We start from the raw sequence: 13,941 nt of genomic DNA on the forward strand, positions 1-13,941 counted from the left end.
AGCGCGACATACTAGGCCGCGCCAAACGGCGGGTTTCTCATTCCTCGAGTTCGAAGATGACCTGGCGCATGCCGGTCTCGCGCAGCGAATACTCCACGATCACCCGCTCGTCCTCTGCCAGGGGGCCGTCGCAGCGTACCACGCGGGCAATCGGGTCGCGCAGCGAGAAGCCTCCCTGCGCGATGACCTTGCGGATGGCGCGGACCATGGTGTCTTCCAGATAGCGCGCATTGCCGACGATCGAACGCTCGGTCGAAAAGGGATATTCGGCCCGCTGGTCGACGAATGTATCGGTCGGCCGGTGCGTTACCTGCACCCGGTCGCGATAAATCGCGACATCGAGATCGAGCCGGTGGATTTCCATGTCACCTGCGCGTCAGCGCTTCCTCGCTCTGCGCCATCAGCTTTTGCATGATGTCCGCGACGGGCTCTTCCGCCTTGAGCATGCCGACCGACTGGCCGGCCATCAGGCTGCCATTCTCGACATCGCCATCGATGACCGCGCGGCGCAGTGCGCCCGCCCAGTAATGCTCGATCTGCAGCTGTGCTTCTTCCATCGCGATTTCCTCGCGGTCCAGAACGCCTGCAACCTCGATCTGTTTCCGCGTAAATTCCTCGGTGCCCTTGTTTTTCAGCGCGCGCACCGGGATGACCGGCAGGCGCGGGTCTACCTGCACGCTGGCGATCGCATCACGTGCATTGGCGCGGAAGAAGGCCTTCTTGAAGTTCTCGTGCGCGATGCTTTCGGCTGCGCAGGCGAAGCGCGTGCCGAGCTGGACACCCGCTGCGCCCATTTCGAGATAGCCCGCAATCGCATTTCCGCGCCCGATGCCGCCGGCGACGAAGATCAGGTGCTCTTCGGAGAGCTCAGGCAGCATTTCCTGCGCCAGCACGCTGGTCGAGACAGGGCCGATATGGCCGCCCGCTTCCATGCCTTCGATGACCAGCGCATCGGCGCCCGAGCGGAGCAGCTTCTTCGCCAGCGCCAGCGTCGGCGCGAAGCAGATGACCTTGGCGGGGTTTGCGCCGCCCTTGATGGCCTCGACGCTGCCCTTGGGCGGGATACCGCCCGCCAGCACCACATGGCTCACGCCCGCCTTGTCGCACACTTCGATGAGGTCGAAGAGTTGCGGGTGCATGGTGATGAGGTTCACGCCGAAAGGCTTGTCGGTCAGCTTCTGCGTCTCGGCAATCTCGTTCTCGAGCAGTTCGGGTGTCATCGCCCCGCAGGCAATCACGCCGAAACCACCGGCGTTGGAGATGGCGGAGACGAGGTTGCGCTCCGACACCCAGCTCATCGCGCCGCACAGGATGGCATATTTGGAGCCGAGGAATTCTGCGCCGCGCTGCATCAGGCGGTCGGTCTTGGGAAAGTCTGTCATGGGAGGAGCGCTTAGGACGCGCGCAACGTTACGGCAAGCGGGCAGCTAGTCGCCGTAGCTGATGCGGACCTTGTGCGCGGCATCGCGGGCCTTGCGGCGTGCCTCGTCGGTGTCGCCAGCCGTCGCCAGCGCCACGCCCATCCGGCGATAAGGGCGGCTGGTGGGCTTGGCGAAGATGCGCAGGTCGGCTCCACTCTCCGAGAGCGCATCGGCGAGGCCTTCGTAGGATAGCTCCGCGCTATCACGCTCGGCGAGGATGACTGCGCTTGCTGAGGGCCTTGCGCGCAGTTCGGCAGGGACCGGCAGGCCCATTACCGCGCGGGCGTGGAGGTCGAATTCGGTGAGGTTCTGGCTCACCAGCGTGACCATGCCGGTGTCGTGCGGGCGCGGTGAGAGCTCGGAGAAGATGACCTCCTCGCCCTTCACGAAGAATTCGACCCCGAACAGGCCATAACCGCCGAGGTCGTCGACCACTTTCTTCGCCATGCCCTGCGCCTTCGCGGTGGCCGCGTCGGACATGGGCGTGGGTTGCCAGCTTTCCTGGTAATCGCCGCGCTCCTGCCGGTGGCCGATGGGCGGGCAGAAGGTCACGCCGCCCCTGTGGCGGACGGTCAGCAGGGTGATTTCATAGTCGAAGTCGACGAATTGCTCGACGATGACGCGCTGGCGGTCGCCGCGCATATTGGCGCAGGCATAGTCCCACGCCTCCTCCAGCCTGCCCTCCTCGCGCACGGTGCTCTGGCCCTTGCCACTCGACGACATGACCGGCTTGATGACGCAGGGAAAGCCGGTGTGCTCGGCCGCCGCGCGCACCTCGTCGAGGTTCTTCGCGTAGCGGTATTTCGACGTCACCAGACCCAGCTCGTTTGCCGCGAGGTCGCGGATGGCATCGCGGTTCATGGTCAGCTGCGCCGCGCGGGCGGAGGGGACGACGGTGAAGCCCTCTTCCTCCAGCTCGGCGAGTACCGAGGTGCGGATGGCCTCGATTTCGGGGACGATGTAGTCGGGCCGGTGCGTCTCGACCGCCTCGCGCAGCCGCTCGCCATCGAGCATCGAGAAGACCTCGCGCGCATCGGCCAGCTGCATGGCAGGCGCGTCGTCATAGCTGTCGCAAGCCACCACGTAAGCGCCGAGCCGCTTCGCCGAGATGACGAATTCGCGCCCCAGTTCGCCAGAACCCAGCAGCAGGATTTTCGCAGTAAAGCCCATCCCCGCTCCTACGCCGCCTCGTCGGCTGCATCTAGGCCATAGGCCGTGTGCAGCACGCGCACCGCGAGTTCGGTCTCGTCCTCGTCGATCATCACGCTGACCTTGATTTCCGAAGTCGTGATGGCCTGGATGTTGATGCCGCGGTCGGCCAGAGCCTGGAACATCGTCGCCGCAACGCCAGCGTGGCTCTTCATGCCGACGCCGACGACCGAGATCTTGGCAATCTTGCTGTCGGTGATGAGGCGGTTGTAGCCGATGTCGTCGCGCTTGTCCTCGAGCAGCGCCTGCGCGCGCGCGAGGTCGGCCTGAGGGACGGTGAAGGTCACGTCCGTTTCGCCCTTGTCGCGGCCGACGTTCTGGATGATCATGTCGACATTGATGCTGGCCTTGGCGAGCGGCTCGAAAATATGCGCCACCGCGCCCGGCTTGTCGGGCACGCGGGTGAGGATCACCTTCGCTTCGTTCTTGTCATGCGCGATGCCCGTTACGTGCTGGCGTTCCACGAGGCCCTTCTCCACCAATTCGTTCATTTCCTCTTCCGACACGATCATCGTGCCCGGAAGTTCGTCTGCGGGGACGGCATCGTCGCCCACGAAGCTGGAGAGGACCTGCACGCGCACGCCCTCCTTCATGGCTAGGCCTACACTGCGGGTCTGCAGCACCTTGGCCCCCACGCTCGCCAGTTCGAGCATTTCCTCGTACGTCACCGCCTTCAGCTTGCGCGCCTTGGCAACGATGCGCGGGTCGGTCGTGTAGACCCCGTCGACATCGGTGTAGATATCGCAGCGGTCGGCCTTCACCGCCGCCGCCACAGCGACTGCCGAGGTGTCCGAGCCTCCGCGTCCGAGCGTCGTGATGCGCCCGTCGTCGGACAGGCCCTGGAAGCCGGGAATGACTGCGATCTCGCCGGCCTTCATGGAGGCGGTAAGCTCGTCACCATCGATGTCCGCAATCCGAGCCTTGGCATGCGCCTCGATCGTGCGGACCGGAAGCTGCCAGCCGAGCCAGCTGCGTGCCTTCGCGCCGAGCGATTGCAGGGTGAGAGCCAGCAGGCCCGAAGTGACCTGTTCGCCGCTCGCGACCACCACGTCATATTCGGCGGGGTCGTAAAGCGCGTTTGCTTCGCGGCAGAAATTGACCAGCCGGTCGGTCTCGCCCGCCATGGCGCTGACGACGACCGCGACCTCGTTACCGCCCGCCGCCTGCTTGCGCACGATATTGGCGACGCGGCGAATGCGTTCGGTCCCCGCCATGGAGGTGCCGCCGAATTTCATCACGATACGGGCCAAGCGGGGAATTCTCCGTGCTGGAATGACTGCCTTGAGGCTGCTAGCCACGCGGCATGAGCGATGCAACCACGAGCCGTCAAAGCAAAACTTATACCGGCCAAACGATCCGGCCCGATGAGGCCGCGCATTTCGGCAAGCTCGCGGCGGACTGGTGGGACCCGAAGGGCTCCTCCGCCATGCTCCACAAGCTCAACCCGGTGCGCCTGAAATTCCTGCGCGAAGCCATCGACCTGCACTGGGCGGGCGATATTCGCGACACAAAACCGCTGGCCGGAAAGAGTGCGCTCGATGTCGGCTGCGGCGCAGGGCTGCTGTGCGAACCGCTTGCCCGGCTCGGCGCCGAGGTGACCGGCGTGGACGCCGCGCCCGAGAACACCGCCGCTGCCGCCATTCATGCCGAGCGCTCGGGTCTCGATATCCGCTACATGGCAGGCGAACTGGCGAGCCACGATATCGGCCGCTTCGACCTTGTCACCGCGATGGAGGTCATCGAGCATGTCGCCGACAAGCAGGCCTTTGCCAACGAGCTTGCTGCACGCCTCGCGCCGGGCGGGTTGATGGTCCTTTCGACCCCGAACCGCACTGTGCGCAGCCGCACGCTGATGATCGGGGCGGCCGAGGGCATCGGCCTCATCCCGCGCGGTACGCACCATTGGGACGATTTCATCACGCCCGAAGAACTCGGCGAACTCCTCGCTGCGGCAGGCCTCGAGATGGGCGAGCCCAAGGGCATTGCCTTCTCGCCGATGAAAGGCCTCCACCTCTCGGACGACCTCTCGCTCAATTACATCGTCACGGCCCGGGCGCGCTGACCACGCAGCCCCATCCGTTAACAGCTGCGCCGCTTGCGGTAAGGCTAAGTCTTAGGCCGGAGTTAACGACGAATCGGGTATTTTCCCGAAGTATGTTCAAGAAGCTCCTCCTCGGCACAGCCATAGTGGTCGGCCTGATTTACGGGTCGGGCAATGACTTCGGCACTATCAAGCGCCAGATCACCAGCACTTCGAACGAAGGCGCGCGCGGGTTTACCGCCGGCGGGAATCACGACTGGGGTGATGAAAGCGGCTACTGAAGCGCCGTTGTCCATTCCTCCTCGTTGAAACCGACCAACACGCCGCCATCGTATTCGACGACCGGGCGTTTGATCATGCTCGGATGTTCCAGCATCAAGGCGATCGCCTTGTCGCGGTCCAACTCGGCCTTGTCGGCATCGTCCAACCTGCGAAACGTCGTTCCGCGCTTGTTGAGCAGAACCTCCCAGCCCGCCGCATCGCACCATGATGCAAGCTTGCCTGCATCGGCGCCTTCCTTCTTGTAGTCGTGGAAGGTGTATTCGAGGCCATGGGCGTCGAGCCACTTGCGCGCCTTCTTGACGGTATCGCAATTGGGGATGCCGTAAACATGGATGGTCATTCGTGCGGTCCTACAGGATGGAACAGATGGAACACGGTCCAGCGCGGAAAAGCGCGAGGGCCGGAAATTGGCGCGCAACTGCCGGTTTCGGGCTGTCGCCGCACCGCTTTGGCCAAGACCTAGCGCGCGCCCGGGGCGTAGGAAAGATGCGCATCGGCGATAGCCACGGCGAGCGCGTCTGCGGCATCGGCACCGGCAATCTTCGCGCCCGGCAGCAGGATCTTGAGCATGGCCTGCACCTGTGTCTTGTCGGCCCCGCCCGTGCCGACGACAGCCTTCTTCACCAGCCGTGCGGCGTGTTCGTTGACGGTCAGCCCCGCACCGCCGCAGGCAGCGAGCACAGCCCCGCGCGCCTGAGCGAGTTTAAGCGTCGATTGCGGGTTCTTGTTGACGAACACCTCTTCTGCAGCCGCGCGGTCCGGGGAATGCGCGGCGATGACGGCCGCCAGGGCCTGCTGCAGTGCCGCCAGCCGCTCGGTCATCGGCATCTTGGCGTCGGTCGGCACCTGACCGTTGCCGATATGGGTGATGCGCGAACCCTCGGCGCGGATGATGCCCCAGCCGGTGCAGCTTAGCGAGGGGTCGAGGCCGAGAATGATCATCCTTCCTCCCCAGCATGGGGAGGGGGACCATCCGCAGGATGGTGGAGGGGATCGGCCCCAAGCGCAGGTGAAAGTGGCAAAGTCCCCTCCACCACGCCGCTTTGCGTCGCGGTCCCCCTCCCCGGACCGGGGAGGATCAGCCCACCTTCTCCATCACCTCGTCCGAGATGTCGTAATTGCCCCAGACGGTCTGGACGTCGTCATCGTCTTCGAGCGCGTCGATGAGCTTGAGGAGCGTGCCGGCGTTCTTCTCGTCCATGTCGACGGTGATGTTGGGTTTCCACGCAAGCTTCACGGTCTCCGCTTCGCCCAGCGCCTTTTCGAGATCGCCAGCAACCTGGTGGAGGTCGTCTGCCGCGGTCCAGATTTCGTGGCCGTCTTCGGTCGAGGTGATGTCTTCCGCGCCCGCCTCCATGGCGGCCTCGAGGACCTTTTCCTCGTCACCCGCAGCGGCCGGATAGAGGATGAAGCCGAGGCGTTCGAAGCCGTGCTGCACGCTGCCTTCGGTGCCGAGATTGCCGCCGTTCTTCGAGAAAGCTGTGCGCACGGCAGTGGCGGTGCGGTTGCGGTTGTCGGTCAGGGTCTCGACGATGATCGCGCTGCCGCCCGGGCCATAGCCTTCGTAGCGCACTTCCTCGAAATTCTCGTCGTCGCCGCTGGTCGCCTTGTCGATGGCGCGCTGGATATTTTCCTTTGGCATCGACTGCGACTTGGCGTTGTTGACCGCAAGGCGCAGGCGCGGGTTCATGTCCGGGTCGGGCATGCCCATCTTCGCTGCCACGGTGATTTCGCGGCTGAGCTTGGAGAAGAGGTTCGAGCGCTTCTTGTCCTGCGCGCCCTTGCGGTGCATGATGTTCTTGAACTTGGAATGGCCTGCCATGGGTCGTCTTTGCCGCCTGAAATGGGTTTGGAATCGGCGGACCTTTAGCCGCTCGAATGCGTAGCGCACAACCCTTGGACCAGGGTGAAACATATGTGAATCCGCATATTCAAAGCGGGTTCATGGCCTAACCTCTAAAACCATGGTCATTCGCTGGAAGAATGTCCCCGGGAAACAGGTCCGGACACGGCACACAGCGACAGTTACGACAATTCGTGCTACATGTGTTTTCGCACTCCCGCGGAAGTGACCGGTACGAAGCGAAAGGACCAAGAGTTATGACTACCCGTGCAAAGGGTTGGGGGCGCACTCTCAAACTGGCCTCCGTACCGATGATCTTGGCAGGCCTTGCCGCCTGCACCACCGGTTTCAACGCCGACGTATCGCGCTTCAAGACGCAGCTTCCCGCCCCGCAGGGTGAAAGTTTCGCCGTCGTCGCCGAGGACCCGAGCCTCGCCGGCGGTCTCGAATTCGCGCAATATGCCGACCATGTCGAAGAGCAGATGGCTCGTCTCGGATATGCGCAGGCTGCCTCGCCCGAGGACGCCACGCTGCTGGTTCGCTTCGACTACGGTGTCGACGAAGGCCGCGAGCGCGTTCGCACCACCGGCATGCACGACCCGTTCTATTCGCCGTGGCGCGCCTATGGCCGCATGGGATATTACGGCTACCGTTCGCCCTATTACCGCCCGCGCTATGTCCGCACCCGCGATGGCCGCATCGTGCGCGTCGGCTATGCCGGCAGGCCCTGGGGCTATGGCTTCTACGACCCGTGGATGGGTGGCCCGGAAGTCCGCAGCTATACGGTCTACACCAGCGGTATCGAGATGAAGATCGACCGCGCCGCCACCGGCGAGCGCCTGTTCGAAGGCAAGGCGCAGGCCCTGTCGCGCTCGAACCGCCTGCAGTACCTCGTGCCGAACCTGGTCGAAGCCATGTTCACCGATTTTCCCGGCAATTCGGGCGAGACGGTGCGCATCACGGTGAAGCCGGAAGACGAGAACACGGTTCGCCGCGTGCGGTAAACCGGACAAACCCCGGACGGGAAACACGAGAAGGGCGGCCAAGGATCGGGCCGCCCTTTTTCATGCCTGTCGTGATTTTGCGATGATGTTGGCCATAGCGATGGAGGCGGCGAAGACCGCGCCTTCAAGCGCAGCGGTCCCGATTTCTCCGAGCGCGCTTCCAACGCCCGCCATGCGGAGGTCTGAATGTGGGAAGCGCCATTCGAGTATCGCCAGCGTGGTAGCGTAGAAGCGACCACCTGCCGCAGCGGTCATGGCGGCGATGCCAGCGCCGCAAACTAGCGCAGCAACAATTGCCGTGGGGCGCGAAAGCGACAACCTCCACGCGGCGACCGTCGCCGCGGCAGCCGCCAATCCCAGCACCATGCCTTCGAACAGCCCCGTAACCCTGCCCAGCTCCATCCCGGTGAGCGCCCGCAAACCGTAACTTGCCAGCGCCGAGCCCAGCGCACCCACGACCACTCCGCCTGCCGCCCCGCCTGCCACGACGGCCCAGCTTCGCTCCCCGCGCCAAAGCGATGCAAGCGCCATTCCGGTGCCGATGCCCGCACCTCCCAGCAGCGCGAGCGCCGATGTCAGCAGCAAGAGCGTCACGAAGCCCGCAATACCTCCGCTCGTGGCGAATATCCCGTAGAAGGCCCCGCCAACGACTCCCGCCGCAAGCCCACCCAATGTGGTCGCCCCCGCAATGCGCGCCGCTGGGGATTGCCGTGCACTCTTCTTTTCGGGCGCTTGTACGTCTTCCACTTCGGCAACGAAGCGATAGCCATGCTTGGGTACCGTCTCGATGAAACGCGGCGCGGATGCCTCGTCGCCCAATGCCCGGCGCAGCGTGCGAATTGCCTGCGTGAGCGCCTCGTCGGTAACGGGAATGCCGCGCCAGACCTCGTCCATAAACCGGTCCTTGGAGACCAGTTGTCCGGGATGCCGCGCCAGCAGCGCCAGCGCGTCGAAATAGCGGCTGCCCAGCTCGACAGCTTGGCCCCCGCGCAGCAAGCGCCGGTCCGCAAGGTCGAGCGTGAACTGGCCGAAGCGCAAGATGGCGGAATTCTCTCCCATCGCCTGCTGGTTAGGCGATGAGGGCCGCGTGAGGAAGGGTTTCAGCCATTGCTCACGAATTGCTCATGCCGCTCATCCGGCGGGCACCTAGGAACATGGTCATCGCCAACGCAAGGGTACGAGGCACAAGATGACCGACACCAAGACACCATGGCTCAACGGCTGGCGCATCGCCGGTTGGGGCGCATTGCTCGCCCTGCTGGCGCTGCCTGCCGTAGCCATGCAATTCACCCGCGAGGCAAACTGGAGTGGCGGCGACTTCGTCTTCGCCGCCATCCTCCTCGGCCTGCTAGGTGGCGGTGTCGAGCTCGCGTTCCGTATCGGCCGCAGCGGCCTGCAAGCGGCGGCAATCGCGCTTTTCACCCTGCTCTCCTTCCTGACGCTGTGGTCGAACATGGCAGTCGGCATCATCGGGGCAGAGAGCGAGCCGGTGAACGGTGGTTTCACGCTCGCAGTCTTCGCCGCCATAGTCCTCGCGCTGGTCTTCAAATTTCGTCCTGCAGTGATGCGCGGAGCGTGCTTGGCCCTAGCCATCCTGCAGCCGATCCTTGGACTGGTCGCAGCCTTCACCATGCCCGGTCACGGCGTCGAATGGGGCGTCCTTGGTGTATTCGCCGCATTGTGGGCGATAGCAGCCCTCCTCTTCCGCAAGGCGTGCGCGGACTGAGTCCAGCTCTGCGCCCACGGTCGCCAGTCGCGACCACCTTCCGTGACGCTCGCCTCCCCTGGGGCGGGCGTCACTTCCCTGCAGAGAAAGTCAGGTAAGCTTCGCGTGGCCGCCAGTGGAGCCGAAGCCGCCTTCGCCGCGGGTCGTCGCATCGAGGTCGTCGACCTCTTCCCAGGCGGCTTGCGTTACAGGCGCGAGAACGAGCTGCGCCACACGGTCGCCGCGCTCGATTGCGAAATCGTCATCACCGTGGTTGATGAGGATGATTTTCAGCTCGCCGCGATAGTCGCTGTCGATGGTGCCGGGCGTATTGGGCACGGTGATGCCATGCTTCAGCGCGAGGCCCGAGCGGGGGCGGACCTGTATTTCGTAGCCCTGCGGGATGGCCATCGAAAGGCCGGTCGCGACCGCATGACGCTGGCCGCGCTTGAGCGTGACGCTCTCCGCGGACAGAACATCCATGCCTGCCGCGCCGTCGGTGGCGTAAGCGGGCAGGTCGAGCCCATGGCCATGCGGCAGGCGCTTGATCTTCACGCCGACCGTATCAGTCACGCGGGTCCACCTCGGGCTCTGCAAGCGCCTCGGCAGCGCGGCGCACCAGTTCGCGCGCGACGTCTTCCTTGGGCATTTCGGCGAGGCTTTCGACCCCGCCCTGCGTGACGATGTGAACCTGGTTCAGGTCCCCGCCCATCACGCTTTCGCCCATGCCGCCTGCGACATTGTTCGCGACAATCCAGTCGGCGCCCTTGCGCTTGCGCTTGGACTTGGCGTTCTCGACCACGTTTTCCGTCTCGGCGGCAAAGCCGATGAGGAGGTGCGGACGCTTGCGCCCGGCAGCCACGGCGGCGAGGATATCGGGGTTTTCGGCGAGGATGAGAGCCGGCGGCGCGGAGCCGCGCTTCTTCATCTTCTCGCCCGCCACATGGCGGCTCTTCCAGTCGGCCACGGCAGCGACCATGAATGCGGCATCGGCGGGGAGCGCATTGCGCACTTCCTCAGCCATGTCCTCGGCGGTCTCGACATCGATGCGGTCGACGCCAAGCGGTGTCGGCAGGTGCACGGGTCCGGTGACCAGCGTCACGCGCGCACCGGCTGCGGCGGCCATGGCGGCAATCGCGAAGCCCTGCTTCCCGCTCGAGCGGTTGGCGATGTAGCGCACCGGGTCGATGGGCTCGCGCGTCGGGCCTGCGGTGACCAGCACGTGCTTGCCGTAGAGCGGGCGATGCTCGGGGTCCTCGTCGAAGATCGCCTGCCCGTGGAGCGGGTCGGCGGCCATGACGGCTTCGGGTTCCAGCACCTCGACCTCTTCGGGGATGGGCTGGGCCTTGGCGCGCGCGTCCTTCTTCCCGACCTGGTCGTTGATGGCCTCGGCATCGGTCGGGGGAGCAGCAGCCGCACCGCCCTTCTTGGCGAGCAGCGGGCTGTCCATGTCGACTTCGAACTTGCCGTCTTCGAAGGCTTCTTCCTCGAAGTCCATTTCGGCTTCGTCGAAACTGGCCTCGTCGAAATCTTCCTCGATTTCTTCCTGGCTGCGCTTGGCAGTCGAGCGCGGGATGATGGCATTGAGAAGGCTGCCGAGGCCCGAGCCGGAGGACAGGTCCTCCTCTTCGCCCTCGTCTTCGTCCTCCTCAATTTCTTCGGCCACCGGCTTGGCCTTGGCCTTCGCCTTGGGAGCTTCGAGCTGCGGTGCGGGCGCGGCGAGCTCGGGCACTTCGATATCGAGGTCGAGTTGCTCGGCAATTGCCTGCAGGATGGCGGCAGGCTCGGGCAGGCGGCCGGGGCCAAACTCACCGCAGGCCATCGCGCCTTCGTCGGGGTCCATCACGGTAACGCCCGCCTGGCGCAGCCACTCCGCGTTGCGCTGGGTGGCAGAATGCTCCCACATGCGCACGTTCATGGCCGGCACGGTGACGACCGGCTTGTCGGTCGCAAGGATGAGCGTGGTGGCAAGGTCGTCGGCAATGCCCGCGGCCATCTTGGCAAGAAGGTCCGCCGTCGCGGGGCACACGACCACGAGGTCGGCCTGACGCGAGAGCTGAATATGCCCCATCTCGACCTCATCCTTCAGGTCGAAGAGCGAGGTGTAGACCTTGTTTTCGCTGAGCGCAGCGAGCGCCATGGGAGTGACGAACTGCTGGCCGCCTTCGGTCAGGACGCAGGTGACATCGCCGCCCGCCTTCTTGATGAGGCGCACGAGCTCGCAACTCTTGTAGGCGGCGATACCGCCCCCGATCACGAGCAGGATTTTCGGACCGCTCACGCGCCCTCCCCTGCTGTTTTCGTGCTGCGCGGCGTCAGCTGCGCGGACCGGCTGGTGTATTCCCATTGCGTCATCGATGCGCTTGCTAGCGCCCCCCGTCACTCATTTCCAGCGCAGATGATTCGGCACGTCCTTGCCGACATACGCGCGATTGACGGCTAGCCATGCCAGCCTATGGTTGAGAAAACGGTAACAAAGGGGGAGTTTGCGATGCACTTCATACTGGTAGTCCTGCTGGCCTTGGGGGCGCTGCTGAACCTTTTCCTGGGGGTGAGTTTCTTCCTCGACCCTGCCACGACCGGTGCCGATTTCGGCCTGCGTTCGCCCGATGCGCAGGGGCTTTCTTCCATGCGGGCGGACTTTACCGCCTTCTTCCTCGTCGCTGCGCTGTGCGAAGGGTGGGCTGCATGGAAGCGCCGCGCGGACATCCTGTGGCCCGCGCTCGCGCTGTTCGTAATCGCCTTTACCGGGCGGTTGGTGAACCTGATTGTCGTTGGCGATTACGAGCTTTGGTACGGCCCGATGACGGTCGAAGCCCTACACATCGTCGTCATGGTGCTGGCCATCAAAACCTTTCCAGGTGGCAGGCCTATCCCAGCAGACCCTGCGTAAGCGCGGCCCAGACGGCCAGCCCGCCCACGCCCATCGCGGCTATGTAGCCGAGCCATCCGCGGCGCTCCTTCCTGGGTGCGCCGGGTCCGAACTCGATCGGGATTTCGGGTAGCGGCGGCGGCTCTGGCGCGCCGCCCTTGGGCGGGAAGCGGTCCTCGATCCGGCGCACGAGGTCGGGGATGCGCAGCAGCGTCTCGGTATCCTCGCGGATACGGTCTGCAATCGCAGCCTCGGGGCCCAGCTCGTCGCGAATCCAGCTGCGCACGTAGGGCGCGGAAACGTCCCACATATTGATGGCGGGATTGAGCTGGGTGGCGATGCCCTCGACCATCACCATGGTCTTCTGCAGCAGCAGCAAATGCGGCTGCGTCTGCATGTCGAAATCGCGCGTGATGGCGAACAGCCCGTCGAGCATCTGGCCGACACTGAGTTCGCTCACCGGCTTGCCGCGCATGGGTTCGCCCACGGCCCTCAGCGCCGTCGCGAACTCGTCGACATTGTGATAGCTCGGGACGTATTGCGCCTCGAAATGGATTTCGGCGACGCGGCGGTAATTGCCTGTCGTCAGGCCGTAGAGGATTTCCGCCAGCCACATGCGCGCGCGCCGGTCGATCCGGCCCATGATGCCGAAATCGATCGCGGCGATGGTCCCGTCCGCCTTCACGAACAGGTTCCCCTGGTGCATGTCGGCGTGGAAGAAGCCGGCCGCGATCGCCTGCTTGAGGAAGGCGAGCACGAGGCGGCTCGCCAGCTCGTCCATGTCGTGGCCCGCGGCAATCAACGCCTCGGTGTCGCTGATCTTGATCCCGTCGATCCAGTCGACGGTCATCACCCGGCCATTGGTCCGGTCCCAGTCGATGCCGGGGATCTCGTATTTCTCCGTGCCGACCATGTGCTCGGCAAGTTCCGACGCACTGGCGGCTTCGCGGCGCAGGTCGAGCTCGCGATTGGTCCAGCGTTTGAAATTGGCGATGGTGAGGCGCGGGCGCAGGCGCGCAGCCTCGCCGCCGAAGCTTTCGAGATGGGCGGCGGCCCATTCGTACGTGTCGATATCCTTGGCAAACTGCTCGCGCACGCCGGGGCGCAGGACCTTGACGGCGACCGTCTTGCCTTCGGTCGTGACCGCGCGGTGGACCTGCGCAATCGAGGCCGCGCCCACCGGCACGGGGTCGAATTCGGCCCAGAGGTTTTCCAGAGGCTGCTCGAAACTCGCCTCGATGCTGGCCTTGATCTGCTCGAAGGGAACGGGCGGCAGGTCGTCCTGCAGGCTCAGGAGGTTCTTCGCCGCTTCCTCGCCCACGAGGTCGGGCCGCGTTGCCAGCGTCTGGCCCAGCTTGATGGCGGCCGGGCCGATATCGCGGAAGGCGCCTGCGTAATCGGGCTCCCTCGGCTGCACCGTGCCGAGCCGCGCAATCCGTGCCAGCCGCTTGACCGGCGGCGGCGTGTTGGGATCGCGCTCGATACCGCGCAGCGCGCCGTGCCTCGCCAGCGTGCGGCCCCATTTCAGGAGCCGCCAGATATGCGTTGCGGGACGTGCCACGCC

At 64.9% G+C, this 13,941-nt stretch carries 16 protein-coding genes; 5 read left to right on the forward strand and 11 right to left on the reverse strand.

What is annotated here, in order from left to right; translation table 11 throughout:
- Nucleotides 1–37: 37 nt before the first annotated feature.
- Genes K3152_RS09230 through K3152_RS09245 form a run of 4 tightly spaced genes read right to left on the reverse strand, consistent with a single transcriptional unit; the run spans nt 38 to nt 3,880 of the window.
- Nucleotides 38–364, reverse strand: a complete 327-nt coding sequence (locus K3152_RS09230; RefSeq protein WP_221573842.1) for a hypothetical protein — start codon at nt 362–364, stop codon at nt 38–40.
- 1 nt (nt 365) lies between these two features.
- On the reverse strand, nt 366–1,382 hold the full coding sequence (locus K3152_RS09235) for an NAD(P)H-dependent flavin oxidoreductase (protein ID WP_221573843.1): 1,017 nt from the start codon (nt 1,380–1,382) through the stop codon (nt 366–368).
- A 45-nt stretch (nt 1,383–1,427) separates the two neighbouring features.
- Nucleotides 1,428–2,591: a formate-dependent phosphoribosylglycinamide formyltransferase gene (gene purT / locus K3152_RS09240; protein ID WP_221573844.1), complete on the reverse strand. Its 1,164-nt coding sequence runs from the start codon at nt 2,589–2,591 to the stop codon at nt 1,428–1,430.
- A gap of 8 nt (nt 2,592–2,599) precedes the next feature.
- Nucleotides 2,600–3,880, reverse strand: a complete 1,281-nt coding sequence (locus K3152_RS09245) for an aspartate kinase (protein WP_425594674.1) — start codon at nt 3,878–3,880, stop codon at nt 2,600–2,602.
- A 53-nt stretch (nt 3,881–3,933) separates the two neighbouring features.
- Between K3152_RS09245 and ubiG the strand changes: the two genes are divergently transcribed.
- Together ubiG and K3152_RS09255 are read left to right on the forward strand one after the other, a co-directional pair.
- Nucleotides 3,934–4,692, forward strand: coding sequence for a bifunctional 2-polyprenyl-6-hydroxyphenol methylase/3-demethylubiquinol 3-O-methyltransferase UbiG (gene ubiG / locus K3152_RS09250; RefSeq protein ID WP_221573845.1), 759 nt, complete (start codon nt 3,934–3,936; stop codon nt 4,690–4,692).
- A 92-nt stretch (nt 4,693–4,784) separates the two neighbouring features.
- Nucleotides 4,785–4,952: a hypothetical protein gene (locus tag K3152_RS09255; protein ID WP_221573846.1), complete on the forward strand. Its 168-nt coding sequence runs from the start codon at nt 4,785–4,787 to the stop codon at nt 4,950–4,952.
- On the opposite strand, the gene K3152_RS09260 is transcribed toward K3152_RS09255, so the two are convergent.
- From K3152_RS09260 to K3152_RS09270, 3 genes are all read right to left on the reverse strand, one after another.
- Nucleotides 4,946–5,293: an ArsC family reductase gene (locus K3152_RS09260; RefSeq protein WP_221573847.1), complete on the reverse strand. Its 348-nt coding sequence runs from the start codon at nt 5,291–5,293 to the stop codon at nt 4,946–4,948. The two genes, K3152_RS09255 and K3152_RS09260, sit on opposite strands and share 7 nt — an antisense overlap.
- A gap of 119 nt (nt 5,294–5,412) precedes the next feature.
- A complete protein-coding gene (ruvC, locus tag K3152_RS09265; RefSeq protein WP_221573848.1) occupies nt 5,413–5,895 on the reverse strand; it encodes a crossover junction endodeoxyribonuclease RuvC in 483 nt (160 codons plus the stop codon).
- Nucleotides 5,896–6,031: 136 nt separating this feature from the next.
- A complete protein-coding gene (locus tag K3152_RS09270) occupies nt 6,032–6,775 on the reverse strand; it encodes a YebC/PmpR family DNA-binding transcriptional regulator (protein ID WP_221573849.1) in 744 nt (247 codons plus the stop codon).
- Between the two features lie 278 nt (nt 6,776–7,053).
- Here K3152_RS09270 and K3152_RS09275 point away from each other — a divergent pair, with 278 nt between their 5' ends.
- The gene (locus K3152_RS09275; protein ID WP_247713333.1) at nt 7,054–7,800 is read left to right on the forward strand and encodes a DUF4136 domain-containing protein; all 747 of its coding nucleotides are present in this window, start codon (nt 7,054–7,056) and stop codon (nt 7,798–7,800) included.
- A 60-nt stretch (nt 7,801–7,860) separates the two neighbouring features.
- Here the strand turns inward: K3152_RS09275 and K3152_RS09280 are convergent, their stop codons facing one another.
- Nucleotides 7,861–8,859: a winged helix-turn-helix domain-containing protein gene (locus K3152_RS09280; RefSeq protein WP_221573850.1), complete on the reverse strand. Its 999-nt coding sequence runs from the start codon at nt 8,857–8,859 to the stop codon at nt 7,861–7,863.
- Between the two features lie 130 nt (nt 8,860–8,989).
- On the opposite strand from K3152_RS09280, the gene K3152_RS09285 reads away from it, so the two are divergent.
- Nucleotides 8,990–9,526: a hypothetical protein gene (locus K3152_RS09285; protein WP_221573851.1), complete on the forward strand. Its 537-nt coding sequence runs from the start codon at nt 8,990–8,992 to the stop codon at nt 9,524–9,526.
- Nucleotides 9,527–9,616: 90 nt separating this feature from the next.
- Here K3152_RS09285 and dut read toward each other — a convergent pair whose 3' ends face one another.
- The gene (gene dut, locus K3152_RS09290) at nt 9,617–10,078 is read right to left on the reverse strand and encodes a dUTP diphosphatase (RefSeq protein WP_221573852.1); all 462 of its coding nucleotides are present in this window, start codon (nt 10,076–10,078) and stop codon (nt 9,617–9,619) included.
- Nucleotides 10,071–11,852, reverse strand: coding sequence for a bifunctional phosphopantothenoylcysteine decarboxylase/phosphopantothenate synthase (locus K3152_RS09295; protein ID WP_247713334.1), 1,782 nt, complete (start codon nt 11,850–11,852; stop codon nt 10,071–10,073). The genes dut and K3152_RS09295 overlap by 8 nt, the downstream gene beginning before the upstream one ends.
- A 144-nt stretch (nt 11,853–11,996) precedes the next feature.
- On the opposite strand from K3152_RS09295, the gene K3152_RS09300 reads away from it, so the two are divergent.
- On the forward strand, nt 11,997–12,398 hold the full coding sequence (locus K3152_RS09300; RefSeq protein WP_221573854.1) for a hypothetical protein: 402 nt from the start codon (nt 11,997–11,999) through the stop codon (nt 12,396–12,398).
- Here the strand turns inward: K3152_RS09300 and ubiB are convergent.
- A complete protein-coding gene (ubiB, locus tag K3152_RS09305; protein WP_221573855.1) occupies nt 12,376–13,938 on the reverse strand; it encodes a 2-polyprenylphenol 6-hydroxylase in 1,563 nt (520 codons plus the stop codon). The genes K3152_RS09300 and ubiB overlap by 23 nt on opposite strands.
- Nucleotides 13,939–13,941 lie beyond the last annotated feature (3 nt).

Source organism: Qipengyuania polymorpha, assembly GCF_019711435.1.
In the GTDB taxonomy this organism is placed as follows: Bacteria; Pseudomonadota; Alphaproteobacteria; order Sphingomonadales; family Sphingomonadaceae; genus Qipengyuania; species Qipengyuania polymorpha.

What these genes read in the sequence shown, in the direction of transcription:
- K3152_RS09230 (WP_221573842.1), bottom strand. Translation starts at nt 364, where the DNA reads ATGGAAATCCACCGGCTCGATCTCGATGTCGCGATTTATCGCGACCGG.
- K3152_RS09235 (WP_221573843.1), bottom strand. Translation starts at nt 1,382, where the DNA reads ATGACAGACTTTCCCAAGACCGACCGCCTGATGCAGCGCGGCGCAGAA.
- purT (WP_221573844.1), bottom strand. Translation starts at nt 2,591, where the DNA reads ATGGGCTTTACTGCGAAAATCCTGCTGCTGGGTTCTGGCGAACTGGGG.
- ubiG (WP_221573845.1), top strand. Translation starts at nt 3,934, where the DNA reads ATGAGCGATGCAACCACGAGCCGTCAAAGCAAAACTTATACCGGCCAA.
- K3152_RS09255 (WP_221573846.1), top strand. Translation starts at nt 4,785, where the DNA reads ATGTTCAAGAAGCTCCTCCTCGGCACAGCCATAGTGGTCGGCCTGATT.
- K3152_RS09260 (WP_221573847.1), bottom strand. Translation starts at nt 5,293, where the DNA reads ATGACCATCCATGTTTACGGCATCCCCAATTGCGATACCGTCAAGAAG.
- ruvC (WP_221573848.1), bottom strand. Translation starts at nt 5,895, where the DNA reads ATGATCATTCTCGGCCTCGACCCCTCGCTAAGCTGCACCGGCTGGGGC.
- K3152_RS09270 (WP_221573849.1), bottom strand. Translation starts at nt 6,775, where the DNA reads ATGGCAGGCCATTCCAAGTTCAAGAACATCATGCACCGCAAGGGCGCG.
- K3152_RS09275 (WP_247713333.1), top strand. Translation starts at nt 7,054, where the DNA reads ATGACTACCCGTGCAAAGGGTTGGGGGCGCACTCTCAAACTGGCCTCC.
- K3152_RS09280 (WP_221573850.1), bottom strand. Translation starts at nt 8,859, where the DNA reads ATGGGAGAGAATTCCGCCATCTTGCGCTTCGGCCAGTTCACGCTCGAC.
- K3152_RS09285 (WP_221573851.1), top strand. Translation starts at nt 8,990, where the DNA reads ATGACCGACACCAAGACACCATGGCTCAACGGCTGGCGCATCGCCGGT.
- K3152_RS09295 (WP_247713334.1), bottom strand. Translation starts at nt 11,852, where the DNA reads ATGGGAATACACCAGCCGGTCCGCGCAGCTGACGCCGCGCAGCACGAA.
- K3152_RS09300 (WP_221573854.1), top strand. Translation starts at nt 11,997, where the DNA reads ATGCACTTCATACTGGTAGTCCTGCTGGCCTTGGGGGCGCTGCTGAAC.